24 protein-coding genes are annotated in these 24262 nt (G+C 39.1%); 12 read left to right on the forward strand and 12 right to left on the reverse strand.

What is annotated here, in order from left to right:
- The first annotated feature begins 70 nt into the window (after window positions 1-70).
- Window positions 71-1048, forward strand: coding sequence for a DNA sulfur modification protein DndB (locus VB715_RS19980; RefSeq protein WP_323302957.1), 978 nt, complete (start codon window positions 71-73; stop codon window positions 1046-1048).
- Between the two features lie 98 nt (window positions 1049-1146).
- Here the strand turns inward: VB715_RS19980 and VB715_RS19985 are convergent, their stop codons facing one another.
- Window positions 1147-2349, reverse strand: coding sequence for a DNA sulfur modification protein DndB (locus VB715_RS19985; protein WP_323302958.1), 1203 nt, complete (start codon window positions 2347-2349; stop codon window positions 1147-1149).
- 109 nt (window positions 2350-2458) lie between these two features.
- On the opposite strand from VB715_RS19985, the gene dndC reads away from it, so the two are divergent.
- The 5 genes from dndC (at window position 2459) to VB715_RS20010 (ending at window position 7980) form a co-directional block, all read left to right on the forward strand.
- Window positions 2459-4048, forward strand: coding sequence for a DNA phosphorothioation system sulfurtransferase DndC (dndC, locus tag VB715_RS19990; protein ID WP_323302959.1), 1590 nt, complete (start codon window positions 2459-2461; stop codon window positions 4046-4048).
- Between the two features lie 13 nt (window positions 4049-4061).
- Window positions 4062-4649, forward strand: coding sequence for a Uma2 family endonuclease (locus VB715_RS19995; RefSeq protein ID WP_323302960.1), 588 nt, complete (start codon window positions 4062-4064; stop codon window positions 4647-4649).
- Window positions 4649-6634 carry a DNA sulfur modification protein DndD gene (gene dndD, locus VB715_RS20000; RefSeq protein ID WP_323302961.1) on the forward strand — a complete coding sequence of 662 codons (1986 nt, stop codon included), beginning with the start codon at window positions 4649-4651 and terminating at the stop codon, window positions 6632-6634. The genes VB715_RS19995 and dndD overlap by 1 nt, the downstream gene beginning before the upstream one ends.
- Before the next feature lie 115 nt (window positions 6635-6749).
- On the forward strand, window positions 6750-7136 hold the full coding sequence (locus tag VB715_RS20005; protein WP_323302962.1) for a VOC family protein: 387 nt from the start codon (window positions 6750-6752) through the stop codon (window positions 7134-7136).
- A gap of 25 nt (window positions 7137-7161) precedes the next feature.
- Window positions 7162-7980, forward strand: coding sequence for a tetratricopeptide repeat protein (locus tag VB715_RS20010; RefSeq protein WP_323303000.1), 819 nt, complete (start codon window positions 7162-7164; stop codon window positions 7978-7980).
- 37 nt (window positions 7981-8017) lie between these two features.
- Here VB715_RS20010 and VB715_RS20015 read toward each other — a convergent pair whose 3' ends face one another.
- The 6 genes from VB715_RS20015 to VB715_RS20040 all read right to left on the reverse strand — a co-directional run bounded on the left by VB715_RS20015 (window position 8018) and on the right by VB715_RS20040 (window position 14302).
- On the reverse strand, window positions 8018-8902 hold the full coding sequence (locus VB715_RS20015; RefSeq protein WP_323302963.1) for a 4-hydroxybenzoate solanesyltransferase: 885 nt from the start codon (window positions 8900-8902) through the stop codon (window positions 8018-8020).
- A gap of 56 nt (window positions 8903-8958) precedes the next feature.
- Window positions 8959-10131, reverse strand: a complete 1173-nt coding sequence (locus VB715_RS20020) for an ABC transporter permease subunit (RefSeq protein WP_323303001.1) — start codon at window positions 10129-10131, stop codon at window positions 8959-8961.
- A gap of 97 nt (window positions 10132-10228) precedes the next feature.
- Window positions 10229-11314, reverse strand: coding sequence for an amino acid ABC transporter substrate-binding protein (locus VB715_RS20025; protein WP_323302964.1), 1086 nt, complete (start codon window positions 11312-11314; stop codon window positions 10229-10231).
- A gap of 135 nt (window positions 11315-11449) precedes the next feature.
- A complete protein-coding gene (locus VB715_RS20030; protein WP_323302965.1) occupies window positions 11450-12958 on the reverse strand; it encodes a site-2 protease family protein in 1509 nt (502 codons plus the stop codon).
- 24 nt (window positions 12959-12982) lie between these two features.
- Window positions 12983-13906 (reverse strand): N-acetylmuramic acid 6-phosphate etherase, encoded by a 924-nt coding sequence (murQ, locus tag VB715_RS20035; protein ID WP_323302966.1) that lies wholly within the window; start codon window positions 13904-13906, stop codon window positions 12983-12985.
- Window positions 13907-13912: 6 nt separating this feature from the next.
- Window positions 13913-14302, reverse strand: coding sequence for a DUF3110 domain-containing protein (locus VB715_RS20040; RefSeq protein ID WP_323302967.1), 390 nt, complete (start codon window positions 14300-14302; stop codon window positions 13913-13915).
- 321 nt (window positions 14303-14623) lie between these two features.
- On the opposite strand from VB715_RS20040, the gene VB715_RS20045 reads away from it, so the two are divergent.
- Window positions 14624-15790: an FtsW/RodA/SpoVE family cell cycle protein gene (locus VB715_RS20045; RefSeq protein ID WP_323302968.1), complete on the forward strand. Its 1167-nt coding sequence runs from the start codon at window positions 14624-14626 to the stop codon at window positions 15788-15790.
- A gap of 13 nt (window positions 15791-15803) precedes the next feature.
- Here the strand turns inward: VB715_RS20045 and VB715_RS20050 are convergent, their stop codons facing one another.
- The 3 genes from VB715_RS20050 to VB715_RS20060 form a co-directional block, all read right to left on the reverse strand.
- Complete coding sequence (locus VB715_RS20050) at window positions 15804-16085, reverse strand: nucleotidyltransferase domain-containing protein (RefSeq protein WP_323302969.1); 282 nt, start codon at window positions 16083-16085, stop codon at window positions 15804-15806.
- A gap of 321 nt (window positions 16086-16406) precedes the next feature.
- A complete protein-coding gene (gene malQ / locus VB715_RS20055) occupies window positions 16407-17942 on the reverse strand; it encodes a 4-alpha-glucanotransferase (protein ID WP_323302970.1) in 1536 nt (511 codons plus the stop codon).
- A 142-nt stretch (window positions 17943-18084) separates the two neighbouring features.
- Window positions 18085-18252 carry a hypothetical protein gene (locus VB715_RS20060; protein WP_323302971.1) on the reverse strand — a complete coding sequence of 56 codons (168 nt, stop codon included), beginning with the start codon at window positions 18250-18252 and terminating at the stop codon, window positions 18085-18087.
- A 14-nt stretch (window positions 18253-18266) separates the two neighbouring features.
- Between VB715_RS20060 and VB715_RS20065 the strand changes: the two genes are divergently transcribed.
- From VB715_RS20065 to VB715_RS20075, 3 genes are all read left to right on the forward strand, one after another.
- On the forward strand, window positions 18267-18830 hold the full coding sequence (locus tag VB715_RS20065) for a DUF721 domain-containing protein (protein ID WP_323302972.1): 564 nt from the start codon (window positions 18267-18269) through the stop codon (window positions 18828-18830).
- Between the two features lie 374 nt (window positions 18831-19204).
- Complete coding sequence (locus tag VB715_RS20070) at window positions 19205-19450, forward strand: hypothetical protein (RefSeq protein WP_323302973.1); 246 nt, start codon at window positions 19205-19207, stop codon at window positions 19448-19450.
- Between the two features lie 396 nt (window positions 19451-19846).
- Entirely contained in the window at window positions 19847-20800 is a 954-nt protein-coding gene (locus VB715_RS20075) for a PRC-barrel domain-containing protein (RefSeq protein ID WP_323302974.1), read from the forward strand.
- A 38-nt stretch (window positions 20801-20838) separates the two neighbouring features.
- Here the strand turns inward: VB715_RS20075 and VB715_RS20080 are convergent, their stop codons facing one another.
- Window positions 20839-21465 carry a phosphoribosylanthranilate isomerase gene (locus tag VB715_RS20080; protein ID WP_323302975.1) on the reverse strand — a complete coding sequence of 209 codons (627 nt, stop codon included), beginning with the start codon at window positions 21463-21465 and terminating at the stop codon, window positions 20839-20841.
- Between the two features lie 111 nt (window positions 21466-21576).
- Here VB715_RS20080 and psaK point away from each other — a divergent pair, with 111 nt between their 5' ends.
- Window positions 21577-21852, forward strand: coding sequence for a photosystem I reaction center subunit PsaK (gene psaK / locus VB715_RS20085; protein WP_323302976.1), 276 nt, complete (start codon window positions 21577-21579; stop codon window positions 21850-21852).
- A 226-nt stretch (window positions 21853-22078) separates the two neighbouring features.
- A complete protein-coding gene (locus VB715_RS20090) occupies window positions 22079-22501 on the forward strand; it encodes an FHA domain-containing protein (RefSeq protein ID WP_323302977.1) in 423 nt (140 codons plus the stop codon).
- 66 nt (window positions 22502-22567) lie between these two features.
- Here the strand turns inward: VB715_RS20090 and VB715_RS20095 are convergent, their stop codons facing one another.
- The gene (locus tag VB715_RS20095; RefSeq protein WP_323302978.1) at window positions 22568-23887 is read right to left on the reverse strand and encodes a hypothetical protein; all 1320 of its coding nucleotides are present in this window, start codon (window positions 23885-23887) and stop codon (window positions 22568-22570) included.
- Window positions 23888-24262 lie beyond the last annotated feature (375 nt).

The raw sequence follows: 24262 nt of genomic DNA on the forward strand, positions 1-24262 counted from the left end.
TAAACGGCCGTTTACCCCTACAGGGTTGAAAATCCGAAACTCAAACCTTGTATAAGTTTTTAAAAACTACATGGCAGTTTTAAATTACAATATAACTGTCTTAGATCTGCATTTTGTGATGGTCGGTTTTGAGTATGTTTTGCCCGTTATTCGCGGTATTCAGGGGAAACGGGAGTATTATGTATCGATGTGTCCCTTGGGTATTTTGCCTAAGCTGTTTCCCTTAGCTGAGAATAGTTTAACCCTTCCTACCCTCAGTCAGCGACGAATAAATAAGGGACGAATTAAGAAAATTGCCCGTTATATCCTGGAAAATCCCCAAGATTATGTGTTTTCTGCCATTACTGCCAGTATTGATGCTGATACGACTTTTGAAGCATTGGGAGAGGTGGCAGAGTTTCGCAAAATAGGACGGTTACGCATTCCGATGGAGGGACGGTTAACCATTCATGACGGGTTACATCGACGGGTTGCCTTAGAGGTGGCCATGGGGGAAAGTCCAGGGTTGCGTTATGAAACCATTCCCCTGATTTTGTATATTGATACTGGGTTAAGGCGATCGCAACAAATGTTTATTGATCTCAATCGTTGGGGAATACAGTTACCTGCTACCTTAACCCTTCTTTACGATAGTCGAGATCCCATTGCTTTGATGGTTCAAACAGTCGTTAAAGATGTGGCTTTTTTTAACAGTTATACCTATTTGGAAGGGGATAGAATTCCTAAAACTTCTGATAAGTTGTTTACTTTATATCATTTATATCAGGCAACGGTTGAATTATTAAGGGATATTCCTATTACAAATAAAGAAGAAAAATTAGTTTTTGCTTTGTCTTATTGGCAGCAAGTTGGTCAATATTTAGCGGTTGGGGAATACGATAAACCAATGGATAAGCTATTATTCGCTTTGGGTGAAATCGGACGCTTTTTATTAACACATTATCCTCATAATTGGCAAGATAAGTTACAAGAATTAAATTTATCTGATATTACAGAGGATGGGATAGAGGGTTTATTGAGGGAGTGGGAGACAGTAATTACTCAATAGTTCATAATTTTTTGTTTAATTAAGATGGATTTAACAGCCTTCCCTGTTGTTCACTAAAATAGAAAACTTGGCAATGGGGTGAAAGTTCTTGCTGTAACTTAGGAATAAAATTGATATTGATGAGGATGAGGCTGTATCCATCCTAAATGAATTTTAACTTGCTCAACTGCACTGTTGACACTTCCCATAGTTGCAGAAATTTTATTTGGTTTTGAAGGATTTTTCGGATTAGGATCAACTCTAATAATATTATTTTCCCAAACTTTACTACTCACTGACCAATCTAATTGTGCTAATTGAGACACTTTAGAACTATCGAAATAACCATTTTCTTTGTCATAAGTAAAGTAGAGTAAACGCCCTAATACTTCTAAACCTACACTACGTCCTAAAACACAATCTTCTTTGAAATTTGCGACTTTTTCAATAGTTAATTCTGCTACTTCAGTTTCAAAAATATATCTAGTCTGTTCGCATTCCGAGAAAAATTGATTTAAGCAACTAATTAAAGCATTAGATGATGCTTCTACATCCCAGTCTTCTAGTTCTGAGTTTGAGTTATTTACAAAAGCGCAACTAACCATTTTTGCGATATAATTTCTAGTATAAATTAGTTTATCTTTCGTAGAAGGAGATTTTTTTATTGCTTCGGTTTTATCTCGAAACATTGATACTTTTTCCTGTACGGTTTTCATAATACCAATAAGTCCCTCAAATTCTCCAAAAGACAATAATAATGACTTATCTAATACCCTACTTTGGGCCATGTCTCGAAAATCCATTTGACACTGATTAAAATCTTTTTCTAAGACTAAGGTAATGGGAAAGTCATTATCTCCAATTAATTCGCCGTCGGCACTTTCAATCAGTTCATGAATTGCCCGTTTTCGATGTTGTCCATCAGTAATATCTAATTTTACCCCGCGCTGAATGACTACTAAACAAAGTCCTCTCGCTAAGTCTATCAATTGAATTTTATCGGGATGGGGATCAATATTGGCTGTAAGTGTTCCTAAAATCCAGGGTTTATTCTGTTTAACGCGCTTTAAAATATATTGCTTAACTTCTTCTGCATGGCCCTGAACTTCTGGGCGATTTTTGCCAGAATCAGGATCATTATTTTCAGAATGTTTTGTTTGTAGTAAAATAGGTAAGTCGTGGGCAGGTACATTAATTTGAATCATAGTTCGTTTGCCCTGACTAAACCTTAACCCAAGATAACATTTTTCACGGTAAAACTTAGAGAGGTAAGATTCTAAGGCCTGATTGAGATGTTGGCTAATTTCGTTATGGTGAGGCATTGAGTCAAACATATATGATAGTAGACTAGATTATTGGGAAAATACTTACCCTTCTATCATAATCACACGCTAAACTCTTAGGAATCCAGGAAACTACTGACTTTTGGGTATGACAGATATACAGACAACCCTCTTTCCCCCTCGTACTGTTACGGAATTAGTTGAAGATATACAGAAGTTAACAGCAGAAATTCAAGAGTTATATTGTGCTGATGACATTCCGTTTGTGATTGGATATTCGGGAGGTAAAGATAGTACAGCAGTTTTACAACTAATTTGGAATGCGATCGCAGCATTACCCACCGAAAAGCGTCATAAAACCATTCATGTAATCACAACTGATACTTTAGTAGAAAACCCAATTGTTTCAGCATGGGTTCGTAAATGCTCAACACAACTTAAAGAAGCGGCACAATCACAAAAAATGCCTATTAGGCCCCATTTACTACATCCTTTGTCTGAAGCTACTTTTTGGGTGTGTTTAATGGGTAAAGGCTATCCTGCGCCTCGCCCTGGATTTCGCTGGTGTACGGATCGCATGAAAATCCAACCTGTTAACTATTTCATCCGTAACATGATTAGAGCGCATGGTGAAACAATCGTTATTTTAGGGACTCGTAAAGCGGAAAGTATTAAACGAGCAGAAACAATGAAAAAGCATGAAGCCGGAAGGTTAAGAGAGCGTCTTAGCCCAAATGCTCATTTACCTAATTCTCTTGTTTATAGCCCCATTGAAGACTGGAAAACAGATGAAGTTTGGTTGTATTTAATGCAATGGGAAAATCCTTGGGGGGGAGATAATAAAGATTTATTTACTTTGTATCGGGGTGCAACTGCTGATAATGAATGCCCTTTAGTTGTTGACACATCTACTCCTAGTTGTGGAGATTCCCGTTTGGGTTGTTGGGTTTGCACAATGGTAAATAAAGATAAATCAATGGAAGCAATGATCCAAAATGATGAAGAAAAAGAATGGTTACAACCATTATTAGATATTCGTAATGAATTGGATATTAAAAATGATCGAGATAAAAGAGACTTTAGACGAATCTATGGAAAAGTAGAATTATTTGGCACGGACAAAATTGAACCTGTGCCTGGCCCCTATACTAAATATTGGCGAGAACATTGGTTAAGACGAGTATTAGAAGCACAAGTACAAGTACGTCAAAATGCACCAGATGACATGAAAGACATCACCCTTATTACCCAAGAAGAATTAAGTGAAATTCGACGGATATGGTTAGAAGAAAAACACGAATTTGATGATAGTTTACCCCGCATTTATGAAGAAGTCACCGGAGAACCTTTTACTGATAGTCGTCCCGGAGTCGGACACAGTTTATTAGGAAGTGATGAATGGGACATTTTATCTGAGTTGTGTGGGGAAGATGCTATGCACTTAGAATTAATGGCCAGACTTCTTGATACTGAGAGACAATTTTACACTAAATCTCGTCGTATTGGTATCTATGGCGACCTGGAAAAATGCTTTGATACGAGTTCCCGTTCCCAGGATGATGCGATTAAAAATGCACACCTAAAACGTAACTTAAAAAATGCCATTGCACAAGAAGAAATTGACATCTCCCAGGTAAAAGAAGAACTCAAAAAGACCTTAAACCCCGAAGAAACATCCCCAAATAAACAACTCTCCTGGGGAAAGATTAAATTTGGTCAGCAACCTGATAATTCATAAGTAAGATATATCTATGATCAATTATTCCCTAAATCTTGATGCAGTCGGACAACTTACAGACGAAACCTTCTATCAACTTTGTCGTCGTAACCCCGATCTAAAATTTGAACGCAATAGACAAGGAGAAATCATCATTATGTCTCCCACAGGAGGAGAAACCGGAAATGTTAATGCAGAACTTCTCATTGAATTTGGTTTCTGGAACCGACAATACAAATTAGGCAAATTGTTTGATTCTTCTACCTGCTTTAAACTTCCCAATGGGGCCAACCGTTCCCCAGATATTGCTTGGATAAGACAAGAAAGATGGGATAATTTAACCCCAAACCAAAAAGAAAAATTTCCTCCCATTTCTCCTGACTTTGTATTAGAGTTACTCTCTCCCAGTGACGCCCTCAAAGAGACTCAAATAAAAATGCAAGAATATCAAGAAAATGGGGTTAAACTGGGTTGGTTAATTAACCTAAAAACATATCAAGTCGAAATTTATCGTCAAACTCAACCTAAAGAAATGTTAACCTCACCTCAAACCCTTTCTGGTGAGAATATTCTCCCTAACTTTACCCTCAACTACAAATTATTTGGTAACGTCATCCCCTAATGTTATTCACTGAATTAGTTCTCATAAACTTTGGCCCCTACGCGGGTAAAAATGTTATTAACCTTCGCACCAAAACTGACGGTACTTCCCGTCCGATTATCCTTATTGGGGGAATGAACGGAGGAGGTAAAACAACCCTCATGGATGCTATTCGTCTCGCATTATATGGACAACGGGCCCAATGTTCTACTCGTAATAGTTTAAGTTATACTGATTTTTTGATTCAAGCAATTAATAACCAAACCCCCCTAGGAGAAAAAACTCGCATCGAATTAGCATTTGAGCATTTTATTGATGATGAATGGAAGGAATTAAGAATTGTTCGTTCTTGGGATAAACAACCCAAAGATGGTAAAGATATCTTAGGAATTCTTGATACAGATTGGCCAGATAAAGCATTAGCAGATACCTGGGATGAATATATTGAAACTTTACTCCCTTTGGGTATTTCTAACTTATTTTTATTTGATGGAGAACAGGTCAAAGAATTAGCAGAACAGGAAACCCCACCTCCTTCTGTTATTGAGGCAATTCAATCTTTGTTAGGATTAGAATTAGTGGAAAGATTAGCAGTAGATTTAGAAGTTTTAGTCGGTCGTAAACGCAAAAACTTAGCCAGTCAATCTCAACTAAAAACCATTGAAGAAATTGAAAATAAATTAAATCACTATCAGCAAGAATTAGAAGATGCTAAACAAGAACACTCATCTGTGGATAATCAATTAAAACGCGCACAAACTAAGTTTAAAGAAGCATCAGAAAGATTTCGGATTGAAGGGGGAAAAATAGCATCGGAAAGTAGTTCTTTAAAAACAACCATTGATGAGTTAAAAGAGAAAATACAACAGCAACGCGATGAGATGGTAAGTTTAGCAACAACGAATTTACCCTTAGCATTAATTTCCCCTTTACTAAACCAAGCAAAAGATCAAGGTTCTGCGGAAATCAAACAACAACAAGCAACCATCGCTAAAACGGTTTTACAACAGCGCGATCAAAAACTGCTTTCTTATTTAGAAACTCTAAAACTCAGCCAAGATAAATTAGAGAAAATACAAACATTTTTAGACCAAGAATATGAAACCCTTAATCAAGCATCTCAAGTCGATATATCTTTGATATTGGGAATTACTGAAGACGAATTGACTCAACTTAACACCCTATTAGACCATCAATTACCCCTACAATTAGATAATGCTCAAAAATACCTGAAAAATCTCCAAAACTTAGAAATTAATTTAGATAATAATGAACGCAAATTACAGGTTGCTGCTTCCCCAGAAGATTATCAAAAACTCAGTGATGCACTCACCGCAACACAAAAAGAAGTGGGTAAAATTCAATCAGATTATAATACCGCAGAAAGACGAGTTAGAGAAGCAGATAAAGCAATTTCAATGACGAGAAAAGAACTGAAAAGTTATACTGATGAAGCGATAGATAAACAAAATAATGAACATATTATTCAATCTGCTGCTAAGGTGCAAAATACCCTACAATTGTTTAAGGAACGATTAACCCTGAAAAAGCTTAATAAACTAGAAGGGGAAGTCACTGAATGTTTCCGTTATTTATTACATAAGTCTGATTTGGTTCATCGGGTTGCAATCGACACCCATAATTTTGGTCTTTCTCTTTATGATCCTAACGGAAATACTGTACCCAAACATCGCTTATCTGCAGGAGAGAAACAACTCTTATCTATTGCTTTTTTGTGGGGTTTAGCGAGGGTGTCAGGACGGAATTTACCCATTGCGATTGATACTCCTTTAGGTAGACTAGATTCATCTCATCGTAATAATTTAGTTGAACGTTATTTCCCCACTGCTTCTGAACAAGTTATTCTCTTATCCACAGATACGGAAATTAGGGAAAAGGAGTTAAAACAACTCCAAGAACAAGATGCGATCGCTCACCAATATCTATTAGAATATAATGCTAATAACCGTCAGACGACTATTCATCCTGATCGCTATTTCTGGTAAGTTTCCGGTTGGAGTGGTATGATGGAAAAATGTCAGCTATCGGAGACTGTTTTTAAAATAAATATTATTGATAAATAGTCTCTCAAAAGCCAAAAACGATTATACTAACAACAGTATGAATGTTCAAGGATTTCATCACGTTGCCATTATTTGTTCTAATTACGAACAATCCAAACAATTCTATCTAGAAATTTTGGGATGTTCTCTCATTCGAGAAACCTTTAGAACAGAGAGAAACTCTTATAAACTTGATTTAAGATTAGGAGAAAATGATTATATTGAATTATTTTATTTTCTTAATCCACCTGCTAGAATGAGTTATCCTGAAGCTTGTGGCTTAAGACATTTAGCGTTAAGGGTAAACGAGTTAGATAAAATGGTAGACGAATTGACCAGTAAGGGAATAGTCGTTGAACCTATTAGACGGGATGAATTGACAGAAAAAAGATTTACATTTTTTCAAGATCCTGATGGATTACCGATTGAATTGTACGAAGATTAATTAGCAAAAATAAGGAGAATAAATGATGGGATATTCTATCGTTGTTGATAGTAAAAACTTTGAAACAGAAGTGATTGAAAAGTCTTATGAAAGCCTAGTCTTGATTGACTTTTTTGCCACTTGGTGCGGCCCCTGTAAATTATTAAAACCGATTTTAGAAAAGCTTTTAGAAGAGTATGATTTCATTTTAGCAACCATTGATATTGATCTGCATCCAGACTTAGCGCAACGGTTTGGTGTTGAAGGGGTTCCTGATGTAAAAATTGCCTTTCAAGGGGAAATTATGCAGGGATTTGTTGGGGTTTTACCTGAAGCAGATATCCGCGATTTATTAGCACAATTTAATCTTAAATCGGACTTGGATTCTAAACTCGAAGCAATGCACCAAGCAATGGCGGATAAAAATGTCCCTAAAGCCAAGGAATTATTAGATGAATTGTTTGCAAAATATCCTAATCATCCCCAATTAATTCTAGAAGCATCTAAATTTTTAATCCGTTTGAATCGTTTAGAAGATGCCTCAAAAATGCTCAATACAATTGGGGTTCTTCAAAAAGAGTATTATGCCAAAGCTCAAGGAATGCAAACCTTAATTGAGTTGAAGAAAAGTCTAGAAAATCCTGGAGAAAGTGAATTAGATCAATTATTTGCTCAAGCCACTAGATTAACTCTTATTGAAGACTATGAGGCCGCGTTAAAACTCTTTTTACAAATTGTCCAATCAAGCCGTAAATATCGAGAAGATGGGGCAAGAAAAGCGATGGTAGCTATTTTTAATTTATTAGGCTCTGATCATCCCTTAACTAAAGAATATCAACAAGAATTAATCTTAGTATTATATTAAGTAAAAACCTATTTTGATCAGGCTCAGGCAGAACGAGCTAGAACAAACTATTCATGATAATTCCGGCTAATAAAAGAAAGCCTAAATTTACGTTTTGACTAAAAACTTTACCATAGGTTTCTTGAGGAATTTCCGGGGAACTTAAACGGATATACTGTATCATCCAACCCCCTAAAGTAATAGCCCATGCTACCCAAAACCCTAAATTTAGGTGCATAATTACCCCTAAATAAGCCCAAAGTCCTGCTGTTGCTGCAAAAAAGATTCCCACCGCTTCCCCGGCATATTTTCCGAAGAATAAAGCACTGGAATTAATGCCTATTTTCCGGTCATCTTCTCGATCAGACATCGCATAAACCGTATCAAATCCTAATGTCCAAAATACAGTTATTCCCCACAATACCCAAGTGTAATTTTCTAATTTTCCGGTTACGGCTGTCCAGCTAATTAATACTGCAAATCCCCAAGCGATGGATAACACTAATTGAGGAATCGGAAAGACCCGTTTTGCTAAAGGATAACAAATAATAACAGGAACCGCCGCAACACAAAGCCAAAAACTGAGGGGATTAAGATAAAATGCTAAAATAGCGGCACAAATCAGTGCAATAAAGGCGATCACAATGCCAACCTTGATGGATAAAGCACGAGACGCTAAAGGACGTTTACGAGTCCTTTCTACTTGGGGATCAATATCTTTATCCCAAAGATCATTGATAACACATCCTGCGGCACTGGTAGCCAAAGTTCCGAGAATAATCACCCCAATTAAGGGTAAGGGAGGAATACCCCGCGCTGCCAAAAAAATCGCCCAAAGTGCAGGAATCATTAAAATGAGTCGTCCTGCGGGTTTATCCCATCTAAGTAAACGAACAATTGTTAACCAAGTAGGTTCGGTTGTGGGTTGAGATTGAGTTACCATTGTTTGTCTGAAAGAATTTTTAATCTCTATTGTATAAAGAAATAATAAAAAATTGTCTAATTTTCTTTAATTTGTACCAAACGATTTAACCAATTCATCCCTGTAGAAATAATCAGATTAATAGTTAAATAGGTGATCATGACAATGAGCAACATTTCCAGGGATTTTCCGGTTTGATTAGAAATGGTACTCGCAACGGCATAAATATCTCGATAAGCAACAGCACTCCCTAGACTAGAATTCTTAGCTAAATTGAGAAATTCGCTCGTTAAAGGCGGAATAATTACCCGTAATGCTTGGGGAAAAATTACAAAGCGCATAATTAATCCTGAGCTTAATCCTAAGGATTTCGCTGCTTCCCATTGTCCTTGAGAAACAGATTGAATTCCTGCCCTAATAACTTCAGCAATAAAGGCAGCAGTATAAACAGTTAAACCCACTAATAGGGTAGCAAATTCAGGGGAGAGAGTCAAACCACCTTGAATCGTTTTAAGTTGACGCTCATATTGGGGAATTTGCCAATCTAATCCCCAGATTATCAGGAAAATAACCAAAATTATTAGGATAATTAAGAGAATTAGATAGAGTTTATTGTTAATGCCTTGTTGAATTATGTTTTGATCATTCTTTTTCCAGATTATCACGCCAAAAATGGGAATAATGATCAAAAACAAAGCCGCTAAAAACGTTTGTAAATTTCCCATTGGCCAAGGTAAGTAAAGCCCTTGATTGGATAAAAAAACTGAATCAAAAAAAATTAAAGGTTTGTCAATTTTGGGCAGTTTAAGAAAAACAACAGAGTACCAAAAGAACAATTGTAAAAGTAAAGGCGTATTGCGGATAATTTCTACATAAAAAGTCGATATTTTACGAATTAACCAATTATTAGATAATCTTCCTAAGCCAATAATTACTCCTAAAATAAAGGCTAAAATAATGCCACTAATCATCACTCTTAGAGAATTGAGTAATCCCACTAAAAGGGCGCGACTATAGGGATCAGTCGCTTGATAAGGAATGGGAGAATCCCCAATATCAAAACGGGAATTTAGATCAGGATCAAGAATAAAGTTAAAGCCAAAAGTTAACCCTAGTTGTTGAAAATTATTGCTTAAATTATTGGTTAATATAGCTAATAATAGGACAAGAAAAATAATTAGAATTCCTTGCAGAAAAATGTTGATAAATTTTGCATTGCGCCACAAGGGTATTTTTTCTGGATTCATAATTTAAAAAACGCTATAATTTCCTAAGTTTGCCAAATAGACTCAGGAAATATAGACTAAAAATTAAGCTTAAACAAACAATTTTTGAGATTTATTTGACTTATCTAAATGGGGGAGAATATAACAATCCCCCGTCAGTCCAAAGTTTATTGGGCCCCCGTTCTAATCCTAACGGTTTACCAATATTTCGGTCATAAATTTCACCGTAATTGCCCACTTGTTTAATAATGCTGGTGGCAAAATTATTCGGTAATCCCATCCCTTCTCCTAACTTATCATCTAGTCCTAAAAAGCGTCTAACATTAGGATCTTCACTGGTTTCAAACTTGTCTACATTTTGAGAAGTAATTCCCAATTCTTCCCCTTCAAAAAGAGCAAAAGTAATCCATTTTACCGCATCAAACCAAGCAGAATCACCATTTTTTACCGCAGGGCCTAAGGGTTCTTTCGACAATACCACATCTAAGATCACATGATCATCCGGTTTCGGCAAAATGGAACGACGGGCCACCAATTGAGAACGATCCGCCGTTACCCCTTCACATCGTCCCTCTTGATAAGCTGCATAAAGAGTATCAACATCATCGGAAACTACGGGATTATAGTTCTTTACACCTCGTTTACGCATCTGATCCGCCAGATTTTGTTCCGTCGTGGTTCCTGCTAAGACACAAATCGATTTACCAGCTAATCCTTCAATATTGCTCACACCACTAGCTTTCGTCACCATCAGTCCCTGACCATCATAAAAGACAGTGGGGGCAAATTCCATGCCATTTGCTGTATCTCGACTGAGAGTCCAAGTCGTGTTACGACTGAGAACATCCACTTCTCCTGATTGAACCGCAGAAAATCGTTCTTGTGCGCTGAGTTTACGATATTCAACCTTAGTCGCGTCCCCAAATAAAGCTGCCGCGATCGCTCGACAAACATCCACATCCAACCCAGAATATTGACCTTTTTCGTCCACAAAACTAAATCCAGGTACTTCCCCATTAACCCCACAGATCAGGTTTCCCCTTTGTTTAACGATTTCCAGACGACTGTTGGTTGTTTGACTATTTTCTCCTGTGGTGTTTCCATTGGTAGTTTTTCCCCCATTACAAGCCGTTAAAGGTAGGATTAAAAGAGAAGTTGTCAAGATTAAAGATGGTAATTTTGTCGTTAATTTGCTCAGATTAAACATGAGTTATCACACAGAAATTCTTCTGAATATTAATCGCCTTTAAAAGTATACTCGTTTCCCTCTCGTTAAGAAAGGCCAAAAGAGGCCGATAACATTTCATTGGGAAGATTATGTCCCAGTTTTTGGTCGTAATAATTATCCACCAATGCCTAATTTTCCAGCCAATCCTGGACTTAAGGGAATCAAGGTTGCTAACATTAAAAAGAGAGCTAATAATCCCCAAGCAGCGCGGGTATCATCGGGTTCTGTTAATTCATTGAGACTAGGCCGTTCTAAGTCTCGTTGTAAGAATAAAATGACAATAGCCCAATATAAAGGAATAGGATTAGCCGGGCTAAATAAGGTCACAAGTCCTAAGACAATTAAGGTAATAATGGTTGTCCGTCTAGCGGTTTTTCTGCCATAAATTGCTTGGACAATTCGGCCTCCATCTAATTGACCAGCCGGCATTAAATTCAGGGCCGTGATTACTAAACCTAACCATCCCACAATGGTTAAAGGATGAACAGCAACAATCGAGTTTTGCAATTGTTCCCCTAGGACAACTTTGGCTAAACTGCCGACTAAAATTGAGCCTTGGAAAAACTGCGTTGGCACTTGAAAAAGACTTCCTTCATGGGACAAAATCAAGCCAATAATTAATAAAACAAAGGAAATAATTCCCCCTAATGCTGGCCCCGCTAAGGCGACATCAAATAAAGCAGTACGGCTAGGAATTAAGGATTCAAAACGAGTAATTGCTCCAAAAGATCCAATTTGCCAAGTAGGAAGAAAGAAAGGCAAACTAAGCCTTAAATTGTATCGTTTTGCTAAAATACGATGGCCAATTTCATGAGAAATTAAGACAGCCCAAATTCCTAAACTCAAGGGAATAGCTTCTTGATAGCGACCCCAATTATTAAATAAATCAAAGCCCAAAAGAATGCCAGATGCTTCTAAAGTGGTGACAATTGTTGCCACTAATAACACTAAGGCTAAATTTTTTTGAACGAGGGTTGCTGGTTGAGGATCGTCCGTACTAGGAAGAACAATCATGACTGGTCGTCCTTCTGTTCCTTCCACTAAAAAGAGACGATATTTTTCTCCAAAATTAGTTTTAAGTTTTGCAGAGAGACGGTCATAAACTTGATCGGGTTCTCCTCTTAAATTGCCTTTAAAAATTGCTCCTTCTTGATAAGAAATTGTTTCCGTTGCAAAGAAAGTGTCAATGCCAAAAATCCCCTTAATTAATTGTAAGTCTTCTTCAGGAATGGGTAGAACATCAGGTACAATTTTCTGGTCTGATTCTGTCCGAAAAGATTCGGAAGTTTCAATAGGATTTGAGGCTTCTTGTTCTTGTAACCGTTGCGCGGCTTTTTCTCGCAACATCACATCTTGACCTTCGGCTCTCAGACGTTTTCCTAAATAGATATAAAAAGCAACAGAAGCTATCAATAAGAGTAAAATTCCCACTAAATTGAGATAAATTCCTACCGCAAATAAGCCAAAGAAAATTAACCAAGGAGACATCAAAACCACTGACTGTAACCAAGCCAAAATCCCCAATTTTCCATAGGCTTTGGCCCGATTATAACCCCAGGCAAGAAGACCAAAGGCAACTAAAAGAATGATGAAAACGGTCGTTGTCTCAGAGACATTCAACATAAGCTTAATTAACAATAATTTTAATTAATTAGACGATTGAGTGTGACTTTCCAGGGCAGCCCGCAAGTTTCCTTGATGGGTTTTCAGAAGTTCTTGACAATCTTGAACATCCAGTGCTGTCCAGTGCATCAATAAAGCTAGTTTAACCCGTCTGCCACTGCGCTCTAACAAAAATCCCGCCCCTTCTCGATTGAGATCGGTTAATTCTTGTAAGATTCGTAAAGCGCGGTCATGGAGCTTGCGGTTAGTCACAGACACATCAATCATGCGATTTCCGTACACTTTTCCCAGTTTGACCATTACCCCCGTCGAGAGGATATTTAAAGCCATTTTCGTCACGGTTCCCGCCTTAAGACGGGTGGAACCCGCTAAAATTTCCGGCCCCGTTAACAAACGAATATCAATATCAACAATCATCGGGACTTGTTGGGCCGGAACACAACTCATGGCAATGGTGCGGGCCCCTCGCTGTTTAGCCGCTTCTAAGGCCCCGTGAACAAAGGGGGTCGTACCACCCGCACTAATACCCACCACCACATCTTTGTTGGTGATTTGTCGTTGAGCGATCGCGGAGGCCCCATCTTCGGGACGATCTTCTAAATCTTCAGAACTTCTTACCAAAGCCGCCGCCCCTCCCGCAATAATGCCCTGTACCATGTCAGGATGGGTACAGAAGGTGGGGGGACATTCCGCCGCATCTAATACCCCTAAACGTCCGCTAGTACCTGCTCCAACGTAAAATAAGCGACCCCCTTGGCTGAGGGCTTGACTGGTGACTTCAATCGCTTGAGCCAATTCTAAGCGGGCTTGGGCGATCGCCTTCAGAGTTTGGGTATCTTCTTGATTGAATAGATCAACCAACTCCAAACAAGTTAATTGATCCAAATTGTGACTATTGGTGTTGACTTGTTCCGTTAACAGATGGCCCCGTTCTTCTAAGTTTTCCATAGCTGGTTACAGTAGGCCCTCTAATTTACGGCGAATTTTGTCTAATTCCTCAGAAGATAAGTCTGAGGGGCTGTCTGGTTCCCCAGTCTTTTGACTTTTTCCGTCCCCTTCCCAATCAAGATCATCCACATTTTGCTCTGGGGGAATGGCTAACTGTCCATCAGGAACTAATTCCCAATCATAATCAGCGTCTTGGCAAAAGGCTTCAATTTCCTCGGAATCAAAGGGTTCCACTGTTGGGGCTGGAAAATCCTGGGCTTCGAGTAATAAGGCGTAACGGGTGGCATCGTCTTCTGACTCAAACATCAGGATCTTATTGCGATCGCCCATTTGCACTGTATGAATGCCTTCATTTTCAGTTCGGGCGTTAAATAGTAAGACATATACTTTAGCCATAAACGTGCTATCTCCTCCATCGGTGTGACAAAATTTGACCACCAATACACTCAGATCATTGTTACTTAGAATATCTGATTCTCGGTTTTTTCACCAAGTAAAGCAAGGTCATTTCTCCCACCATTTTTAATGACAACTGTACTTATCTTCATCTTCCCACACTCCCCACACCTCCCACACTCCCCACACTCCCCACACTTCCCTCTCTCATGAGAGTAATAAAGATACCGTGAAAAGTGAGCATCAGGACAGGGAACACTGATTAAATCACCGAGTCTGCTATTCTATGGATTAATTCTTACCCAGGGTCAGAGAATTACTGTGCTACGAAAACTCATTCTGATTATCTTTCCCATTGTCAATCCCGATTTACAGCATTGGTCAAACGAAGCCCGCTTTTTGCGCTGGTTAACGTTGCTTTGGTTGTCTCTGGGTTTAATCGCTTTGTTTTCCGCTTCCTATCCCGTTGCCCTCGCTGAAACGGGAAATGGTTGGTATTATGTATTTCGTCAAGCCATCTGGATCTGGGCGGGGTTGCATGGGTTTAATTTAATCACGCGATCGCCCCTACAATACATCATCAAGTTGGCTCCTTGGTCTATTTTACTGTTATTAGGATTAATTCTTTCTACCTTAGTTCCAGGTTTAGGCCATGAGGTTTATGGGGCAACCCGTTGGATTAAATTGGGCCCAATTTTGATTCAACCTTCGGAGTTAATGAAACCTTTTTTAGTGTTGCAAAGTGCCTATATTTTTGGTCAATGGCATCGACATTCTTGGCGCGTCAGACTGCAATGGATTGGTGTATTTGGCTTAGTTTTAGCGGGAATTTTATTACAACCGAATTTAAGTACCACGGCTTTATGTGGCATGAGTTTATGGTTAATTGCTTTAGCATCGGGCATTCCATCTATGTATTTAACCACAACCGCTTTAGGGGGTATTTTAACTGCTTTTGTTAGTATTAGTTTTCGAGAATATCAACGGAAACGGATTACAGCATTTCTTGATCCTTGGGCTGATCCTTTAGGGAATGGCTATCAATTAGTACAAAGTTTGATGGCTGTGGGATCGGGGGGAACTTTTGGCGTAGGCTATGGAATGTCTCAACAAAAATTGTTTTATTTACCGATTCAATATACTGATTTTATTTTCTCGGTTTATGCAGAAGAATTTGGCTTTGTCGGTAGCATTGTTTTACTGATATTATTATTAACTTACGCGACGTTTGCTTTACGAGTGGCCGTAAATTGTAGTCATCGTGTTAAACGGCTAGTGGCGATCGGCGTTATGGTGATGATGGTGGGACAAGCATTATTAAATATTGGTGTGGCAACAGGGGCTTTACCCACCACGGGTTTACCCTTTCCCCTATGGAGTTATGGGGGTAGTTCTACTTTAGCTAGTTTAACCTTAGCGGCTTTATTAATCCGCGTAGCGAGAGAAAGTAATGAGGCAGAGGTAGTAATGTTACCGCAAAAAGCTTAAACAAGTTAAAAAATTATTGGGCGATAACCTCTAATGCACGAAAAGTATCTTGAGGGGAAAGTCCCCAAGCAGCAAGATCAATATCTGACCAAAGGGTAAAACAATCTTCTCGAATAAGTGAGCCAAAAACAACAACTTTTGTAACTTGAAATTGTTCTTTTAATAAGGTTGCTGCTTGTTTTGCTAATGTCCAAGCTTTTTCTTGTCTTGCTTGTCTTTGGACTTGAGTTTTTTGCCAATTTTGTTGTGCGGTTTGACGGTATCTAATAATGTTTTCTAGTCTAACTTTATTCATAATTTTTCAAAACATGGTAGCATAATAAACAATAATTTTTTAATTACTTTGGCTCTACCGAACCTAGGATGTAAAACGATTAAAAATTACAGGCTTAAACCCGATCGGGTTAAGCTATCGGAACTAAGCCTGGCTACTCAGGCTTAAAATTAGGCTGTGTAGACAGCCTTTGTGCTTATAGAATAAGGCTTTAGCCTGTATTCATTTATTAATTTTACATGGCAAGTTCGGTAGAACCATTACTTTTAAAGGGGCAATTCATGAATTGCCCCTACCTTTTCAGGATAGATATTAGCCCAAAAATAAGCTAAAAATCTCCTATTATCCCTCTTCAGGGGGCTGATATTCAGGATAAACAATCCGTCCGTACAATTCTGTTAAAAACCGCAAATGTTTCCCTAACTCTGGGGTTAACATTTCAGGACGATATCGCCATCCCCAGTTACCATCTGCGAGGCCAGGAGTATTCATCCGCGCTGTCTCTGTTAACCCTAACAAATCTTGCAAAGGAAACACCGCTTGATTAGCAACAGAACCCATCGCTAAACGAATCAAACTCCAATGAATACCTTGAGAACAGATCGACCCTAAATAGTCCCCCACCCTCGCTTTTTCTTCAAAATTACGCTCAGCAAACCATCCCACTGTTGTATTATTATCGTGGGTTCCGGTATAAACCACACAATTGCGCTTAACGTAGTTATAGGGTAAGAAAGGATTAGCCCGATCTGAATCAAAAGCAAAATGTAAGATCTTCATCCCAGGAAACTCAAATTTATCCCGTAAAGCTTCCACTTCTGGGGTAATTACCCCTAAATCTTCAGCTACAATCGGTAGATCCCCTAATTCTTCCTTGAGACGCTCAAAAAATGCCTCTCCTGGGGCTTCTAGCCATTCCCCATTCATGGCAGTGGTTTCCCCTTTCGGAACTCCCCAATAGGCTTGGAAACCCCGAAAATGGTCAATCCGCACAATATCAAAATACTCTAAGGTTGTTTTAAACCGTTGAATCCACCACTTAAAGTTATTTTCTTGGACTTTTTCCCAATTATAAACGGGATTTCCCCATAACTGCCCTGTGGCACTAAAATAATCCGGGGGAACACCGGCCATTAGCTCAATTTCATGGGTTTCGGGGTCAATACAAAAAATATCAGAATGGGCCCACACATCAGCCCCATCATAGGCGACATAAATGGGAATATCCCCAAAAATCTGAATATTGCGCTCGTTGGCATATTTTTTCACCCCTTGCCATTGACGGAAGAATTCAAATTGGAGAAACTTATGATAGAAAATGGCATCTCCTAAGCGTTCTTTGCAAGCTTGAAGGGCTTGGGGTTCCCGTTTGGCCAAATCAGGTTCCCATTGGTGCCATCCTTTCCCTGGGTGGGCCTCATGGAGAGACATAAACAGGGCATAATCTTCTAACCAGTAAGCATGGCGATCGCAGAATTGATGAAATTCTTGCCATAATTCCTCATGACCCTGATTTTTAAAGGTTTCACTGGCTTTTTTGAGCAGGGGAAACTTGGTTTGAATTACCAGGTCATAATCTACATAATCAGCCGGAAATTCGGGAAAACTGTCCAAATCTTCCTGGGTAACTAATCCATCGCCGTAAAGGATATCAGGACTGATCAAGAGAGGGTTTCCGGCTAGGGCAGAATAGGATAAATAGGGAGAATTGCCATAACCTGTTGGCCCCAAGGGCAACACTTGCCAGATAGTTTGTCCACTGGCGACTAAAAAATCAATGAAGCGATAAGGGCCTTCCCCTAAGTCTCCAATTCCGAAGCGACTGGGTAGGGAGGTTGGGTGTAGTAAAATACCACTAGATCTGTTAAAAAATGTCATGAATGGCTGCGCCTTGTCTGCCTTGAATGATGCTATGTGGCCCGTATTATAAAACAATCCGGCCTCTCAATTTTGTCATCCATAAACAAAGCCTGCGTCAGCAGGCTTGAGAACACGATCCCTAGAGAATTTTAAGATAAACTTAAGAACTATAGCGAAGATATTTGGAGAAATTGTAATGAAATTGTTCAGCTTTCCCATCCCATTTATAAGCTACTTGATGGGCTGCGTTTTGGAAGAAGGGATAAGTATAAATGACTGTAGCCGCACCGATGAAGGCGCATAAGGTCAAATTGGTGATTTTTTTCATTTTTATTCCTTAAAATGGCATCTGAACAAACGAATAACTTTTTTCATTGTAGCGATAATTCCATGACCTTGAACTCTCTCAATCAACTACTAACTAACCTCATCGCTCAACCTCATTTGGCAGCCTATCAAAGATATCAAACGGTTTGTCAGGCCTGGGATAAGGTAGTTAATGAGCGAGTTGCTGCTCAGACACGCCCCCGATATATCAACCGCAATATTCTCTGGGTAGCTACTGCCAGTGCTGTTTGGGCCCAACAACTCTCTTTAACGCGCTATTCTTTGCTAAAACAACTCAATACTCACTTATCTGCTGAACCCTTAGAGGACATTCGCTTTTCTTCTGCCCAGTGGTATCAGCCTCAAGCCTTGACTCCAAATGCCATCTCCAGGGTTTCAGCCAGCCTATCCCCTGAAGTTACCACAACCCCCCAAGCAGCCTTTGAACAATGGGTAAAAGTCCTCCAAGATCGAGATCAAACTCTGCTGTTATGTCCTCAATGTCACTGTCCCACACCCCTTGCAGAACTTAATCGTTGGAACAAATGTTCGCTTTGCATGGTACAACATTGGCAATAAAAATCTCAGTCAACTTCCGATTAATTCTTTATTTTATAAGTTTTACCCCTAAATCTCTCTCAGTAAATTTTCGGTTTTTTCTTTGATGTTTCCTGTATGAGACAGTTTTTACCCTTGATCCCTAGTGTTTTCCCTAAGAAATGTCTAAAAATGTCTGCTATTATTTTATTAAGTTTCTTGGATTACTAGGAAATAATGTTTATTTTTGTAAAAGAAATATTAAAAAAGCCTAAAGGGTCAGAACTCAGGGGAAACAATCAAATCGAGGCCGTGGCGCAATTAGGGTCAAGGAACAATCAATTAGGTCATGTTAGATAATAGATTGTATAAGATAAATTCAATTTTTCAAAATTACTCCTTGCCGTAAAACTCCCATGAAAACCGCTAATTGCTTAACATCATCTTGCCGCTACTGTCGTCATTATCAAACAGAAGGCCGTCGAGGAGGAATGTGCCAGCAGTTGGGTGTTCCCGTTCGAGCCGAATGGAAAGCCTGTAGTCTAGCTGTCTCACCTTTCACCGAAACCTGGGAAAGTTTAGAAAATGTTGTTAAGCTAGAAAAGTCTCTCGTGCTGGAATGCCCAGTTGAGCGCGCAACAATTGAAACAACCTTAGTTTAATCGATTTTTTCAATAATTTGTCTTTTTTTTCATAAAATTCCCTCAGATCACTAAAAAGAAAGCATCTTTGTCAATCAAAGGTGTTCTTTTTGTGGCTGGCTAGTTCAGGAAAATGGCAAGGGATTGGTTAAAATATAAGACAGGGCCTTCTTATAGATACTTGAGGGCCGAAGTTAACCTTAAGGAATTGTGTCCGCTAAGACACAGATTCTTAACCCTAGCAACTTATAGATTATGAAAACCCATGCTGAATCCTAATTACTGACCAACCGTGATTAAGGATAAAAGTTAGCTCTTAAGGTATTATCGATTAACTAAGACCGATATCGTCAAACCTAGAAACCTGCTATTTGATTTTTCTATCGCTAGAAAGCCAGTCATCAAACCTAAGACAAAATGACCACAGATAACATCCGATTACGCAACGAATTTATTAATACACAAGTGATCACCCGTGAAGGGGGGAAAAAATTAGGGGTCGTCAAAGAAATTTTAGTCGATATAGACCAAAGGGAAGTTGTTGCCCTAGGACTAAGGGATAATGCACTTTCTTTGTCTGGTATGCCCCAATATATGTATATAGCTAGTATCCGTCAAATCGGTGATGTCATCCTCGTTGACAATGAAGATGCCATCGAACCCCTTGATATTGATGCTTATACCCCCGTAATTAATAGTGAGGTGATTACAGAAGCTGGGGAACCTTTAGGGCGAGTCCGAGACTTTCAGTTTGATTTAGCAACGGGTAAAGTGTCCTCAATTATTATCGCCTCTTTAGGATACCCCCAAATTCCTGATCAAGTCTTAAGTACCTATGAAATTGGGATAGAAGAAGTGGTCAGTAGCGGCCCCAACCGTCTAATTGTTTTTGAAGGGTCAGAGGAACGGTTAACCCAATTAACTGTCGGGGTTTTAGAGCGTTTAGGCATCGGTAGACCCCCTTGGGAAAAAGAAGACGAAGACTATATCTATTCCCCCCCAACTGCCCGCCCCGAAAACCAATTGGGAACAGGTATTCCCATCCGAACCCCTGTAGAAGTGCGAAAACCAGTGATGGAGGAACGTTGGGATGAAGATACCTGGGAACAACCCATCACAGCCCCTCCCCCACGGCGACAAGCGGAGTCAATTCGCTATGACGAATATGAAGAGGATAACTGGGGAGATGTGCGACGAGAAGAACCCCTCTCCTATGAACCCCCTCGCCAAGAAAAAGAGTACGATTATGACTATGATGAGGTGAGAGGAGATGTCTGGGATGATGATGTAGAACCTGAACCTTACAACCCCCCTCGCGTCAATATCCCTCAAAAACAAAAACAAGCGGAATATTACGAAGAAGAAGCATAACCGTTCATGGCCCCATCCTTGTTGACAAGCAGATGGGGTTAGTTTTGCAATACTTGAAATAATTGAACGACTTTACTCAAATCTTTGTCCCCTGGCGATCGCTCAACCCCACTGGATAAATCAATGCCATCGGGATGTAATAATTGGAGAGCTTGGGTAATATTATCGGGTGTTAATCCTCCGGCGAGCAACCAAGGACGAGAGGGCTGAAATTGCGCCAAGGTTTCCCAATCTAAGGTTTGGCCAGTCCCGCCTAATTGTCGAGGATGATAAGCATCTAAGAGCAAGGTATCAACCCAAGGAACATAATCTAGGGTTTGGGACAAACACTGAGGGGTTTGAATTCTCAAGGCTTTAATCACTTCAATCTGGGGAAATTGTTGTTTCACTTGACCACAAAATTCTGACGACTCCGCACCATGAAGTTGTATCCCTGTTAATTCGGTGGTTTCTAATACCTGTTGAATGTCTGTTAAAGTGGCATTCGCAAACACGCCAATGCGCTCAACCGTTGAGGGCATTTCTTGAACCAATGCTTGAAGTTGTTGCCTATTGACATAACGAGGAGACTGAGGCACACAAATAAATCCCAAGGCCGTCGCTCCTAAGTCAGCGATCGCTTGTCCTTGTTGTGGTTGAGTGATTCCGCAAATTTTCACCCGCATCCCAATCATGCTCCTGACGCTAAGTGTTAAGTATAGTAAATATTCAACACAAGTGTAGTCAAATATATTAAGAAGGGATATGTGTTGATTATCTAAGGAGTCAGAAACTCAATGCTCTCAACTTTCATGATACTTGCTCAAGCCAATCCTGTCGTCACGGCCCAATGGAATTTGTCTGTGGGGATTATTATGATCTTCGCTAACTTGTTTGCCTTTATTGTTGGCTATTTTGCCATTCAAAATACTGGGGCCGGCCCTGACTTACCTTTACCTCAACTGGCTTCTCGGAAAAAATTTGGACTACCAGAATTATTAGCAACGGCAAGTTTCGGCCATATTCTCGGAGCCGGCATTATTTTAGGGTTATCGAATTCTGGCCTTCTGTAACATTTTACCTACGGCATAATCTTGGATTGGCCGTAGGCTTTGCCACCACTTGATCTGTTTGCAATCTTCTACAGAGAGGGTGATAAGCAATTATTATAGAGAAATAAGCGTCTAACTCTATTCCAGCTTTATTGCTTTATCAAAGTCGGGAGCGGTTCAGACTCTTCCTTTTTAGGAGCCAGATGAACTGCCATAAAAGAAACATCCTCTATCTGCTTGAACTTCGGTGATTACTCTGACTTTACTTCATCCCGGAAAAACTGTACCCGTGCAAAATTGGACTTTTGACACGACCGCAACCATTCGCATTGGACGCTCTATGGACAATGAGGTGGTTCTCTATAGTGCGGTTGTCTCTCGCCATCATCTGGAAATTCGACGGGAAGGAAATAATTGGGAGGTGGTCAATATTGGCACGAATGGAACCTATGTTGATGGCCAACTGATTAGCAAAACCCTAGCGACCGATGGCATGATCATTCGTTTAGCCAGTTCTGGTCCAAAAATTCAGATTCATATTCCCCCAGAAGAGTCTCCTATTCAACGCCAACTCGCTCAGTTGACACGCTCTTTGTCCTCTTCCTCTGCTGACCTCAAAAGTTCTTCTGCTAAAGATACTGTAACGAATGAACCCGCTAACCCGACTTAATCTATAAAAGTTTTTTTAGAAAAATAATCCCTAACTCTGAGAAGTTAGGGATTATTATAGCCACTTTTAGGCGGCTTTTAGAACATCGCTAGGGATTTTGATACCGGAAAGGTCTAATCCGTCAAACTGAAGGGCTGTTGCTATGTGAAAATGTTCTAGGAAATGGATTAACCATTGCATTTCACTTTCATCAAAGTCTTCGTAATTTTTAAATAAGATAGCTAATCGTTTTTCTAGGGCTAATAACATTCTTTGTTTTTTGTCTCTTTTGTCATGACTATTGGGATCGATGGGATAACAATGAATTAGTTGTAAAAGAATATTTAAGGTTTTTTTTGTGCCTATATTACTCACCATATCAATAAAGAAAAAGTGATTTTTATCATCGTCAATAATGAGGAGTTTAAAACAATAATCAATGGCAATTTTAATTAAAGCTAAATCAGCTTTTGCACTATTGTAGCTGAATTCTTCTCCCTGAAGATTGGCTAAAAGTTTTTGGGTAACAAAGGCTTTTTGATATTGGGGCGGAAATAGGGTGATAATAGCTTTATGGATAATCATTTTGCATTCTAATAAAGAAGCTTTGTCATAATAGCTAGTAACAAATAAAGATCTCTCTTTGAATTTTTCTTCTGTTTTTTTGTAATAATAAATTGATTTATATAGGGATTCTTTGGCTAATTGAGTAGGATTTTCCCAATCTTGACCGACAGTTCGAGAGGATAATAATCCTTCTAGATCTCTATTATTATCTTTCGTGGTTTCTTGACGAAGATAACGATGTAAATTGACAGTATAATTACTAATGTATTGATCTTGTCTGACTTGGGTTGTTTGTCCAAAACTGGTATTTTCTGACGCGCCTAAATAACAGCCATAAAGATGAGGATAACGAATTAATCGCTTTCCTAGTCTTTGTTTGCGCTTCCAGTTCGGTTCGACATCGTCGTCTTCTAATCTTTTATATTTATCAACGGTGATTTTTAGTCTTTCAAAAGCTGTGGGGGTTTCTGGCTCTCCTATAAGCTGACTTTTTCTAACAAAAAATGGCTCAAGAGAGGGGGCAATGATTGGTTTCTCGGCTGCATTTTCTAAAATATTAATCAGTCGGCTGAGAGATTCATACAAATCATCTCTAAATCTCCGATCTAAGCCAAGATTGTTGATAAAGTAGCAGCAGATACGATTAAGAAAATAGCTGACATTTTCAGGGATATTACGACAAATTTGAACGAGCTTGTTGTGATCTTCTAAGAGGAGTTCTTCTAGCTTATCCAAGTAAGTTTGAGGCTTATTTTTCCAATGCTTGAAGTAATCCTCAAATAAGCTTTCTTCTCTAGCTAAATTTTCAAAGTCTTGTTGTAATTGAGTAGCCAGTAACATTTTTTTTCTCCTTTTTACTTGTTATCATCCCCCAATTTTCCGTGCAGTTTACGGACAGTAATAAATAACTAGATAGGCACAAACTATCAAGACAGCAGGTTCCTTATCTAGACTACAGCACAAAGCAATTAGCTGTTTTGTGATAGTTGCGACACTTTATATGTGATCAGTATAACAAAGGCGTACCCAAAAACCTGTGATCTTGATCATTAGTTGAAAGTGATCAAGATCACTTTGAGTAATTTTGACTAATTGAAAGCCTCAAAATACCAAGGAGAGGTAAAAATTAGGATAAATTACGGCTATCCCCACTGCGATCGCCCTTTAAAAGACGATAGAGTATGATTACAAGATTAAGAAATGTAACTAACCTCA

Source organism: Crocosphaera sp. UHCC 0190 (genome assembly GCF_034932065.1).
Taxonomy (GTDB): domain Bacteria; phylum Cyanobacteriota; class Cyanobacteriia; order Cyanobacteriales; family Microcystaceae; genus UHCC-0190.

Excerpts from the sequence above, each read along its gene's own strand:
- VB715_RS19980 (WP_323302957.1), top strand. The coding sequence starts at position 71 with ATGGCAGTTTTAAATTACAATATAACTGTCTTAGATCTGCATTTTGTG.
- VB715_RS19985 (WP_323302958.1), bottom strand. The coding sequence starts at position 2,349 with ATGCCTCACCATAACGAAATTAGCCAACATCTCAATCAGGCCTTAGAA.
- dndC (WP_323302959.1), top strand. The coding sequence starts at position 2,459 with ATGACAGATATACAGACAACCCTCTTTCCCCCTCGTACTGTTACGGAA.
- VB715_RS19995 (WP_323302960.1), top strand. The coding sequence starts at position 4,062 with ATGATCAATTATTCCCTAAATCTTGATGCAGTCGGACAACTTACAGAC.
- dndD (WP_323302961.1), top strand. The coding sequence starts at position 4,649 with ATGTTATTCACTGAATTAGTTCTCATAAACTTTGGCCCCTACGCGGGT.
- VB715_RS20005 (WP_323302962.1), top strand. The coding sequence starts at position 6,750 with ATGAATGTTCAAGGATTTCATCACGTTGCCATTATTTGTTCTAATTAC.
- VB715_RS20010 (WP_323303000.1), top strand. The coding sequence starts at position 7,162 with ATGGGATATTCTATCGTTGTTGATAGTAAAAACTTTGAAACAGAAGTG.
- VB715_RS20015 (WP_323302963.1), bottom strand. The coding sequence starts at position 8,902 with ATGGTAACTCAATCTCAACCCACAACCGAACCTACTTGGTTAACAATT.
- VB715_RS20025 (WP_323302964.1), bottom strand. The coding sequence starts at position 11,314 with ATGTTTAATCTGAGCAAATTAACGACAAAATTACCATCTTTAATCTTG.
- VB715_RS20030 (WP_323302965.1), bottom strand. The coding sequence starts at position 12,958 with ATGTTGAATGTCTCTGAGACAACGACCGTTTTCATCATTCTTTTAGTT.
- murQ (WP_323302966.1), bottom strand. The coding sequence starts at position 13,906 with ATGGAAAACTTAGAAGAACGGGGCCATCTGTTAACGGAACAAGTCAAC.
- VB715_RS20040 (WP_323302967.1), bottom strand. The coding sequence starts at position 14,302 with ATGGCTAAAGTATATGTCTTACTATTTAACGCCCGAACTGAAAATGAA.
- VB715_RS20050 (WP_323302969.1), bottom strand. The coding sequence starts at position 16,085 with ATGAATAAAGTTAGACTAGAAAACATTATTAGATACCGTCAAACCGCA.
- malQ (WP_323302970.1), bottom strand. The coding sequence starts at position 17,942 with ATGACATTTTTTAACAGATCTAGTGGTATTTTACTACACCCAACCTCC.
- VB715_RS20060 (WP_323302971.1), bottom strand. The coding sequence starts at position 18,252 with ATGAAAAAAATCACCAATTTGACCTTATGCGCCTTCATCGGTGCGGCT.
- VB715_RS20065 (WP_323302972.1), top strand. The coding sequence starts at position 18,267 with ATGGCATCTGAACAAACGAATAACTTTTTTCATTGTAGCGATAATTCC.
- VB715_RS20070 (WP_323302973.1), top strand. The coding sequence starts at position 19,205 with ATGAAAACCGCTAATTGCTTAACATCATCTTGCCGCTACTGTCGTCAT.
- VB715_RS20075 (WP_323302974.1), top strand. The coding sequence starts at position 19,847 with ATGACCACAGATAACATCCGATTACGCAACGAATTTATTAATACACAA.
- VB715_RS20080 (WP_323302975.1), bottom strand. The coding sequence starts at position 21,465 with ATGCGGGTGAAAATTTGCGGAATCACTCAACCACAACAAGGACAAGCG.
- psaK (WP_323302976.1), top strand. The coding sequence starts at position 21,577 with ATGCTCTCAACTTTCATGATACTTGCTCAAGCCAATCCTGTCGTCACG.
- VB715_RS20095 (WP_323302978.1), bottom strand. The coding sequence starts at position 23,887 with ATGTTACTGGCTACTCAATTACAACAAGACTTTGAAAATTTAGCTAGA.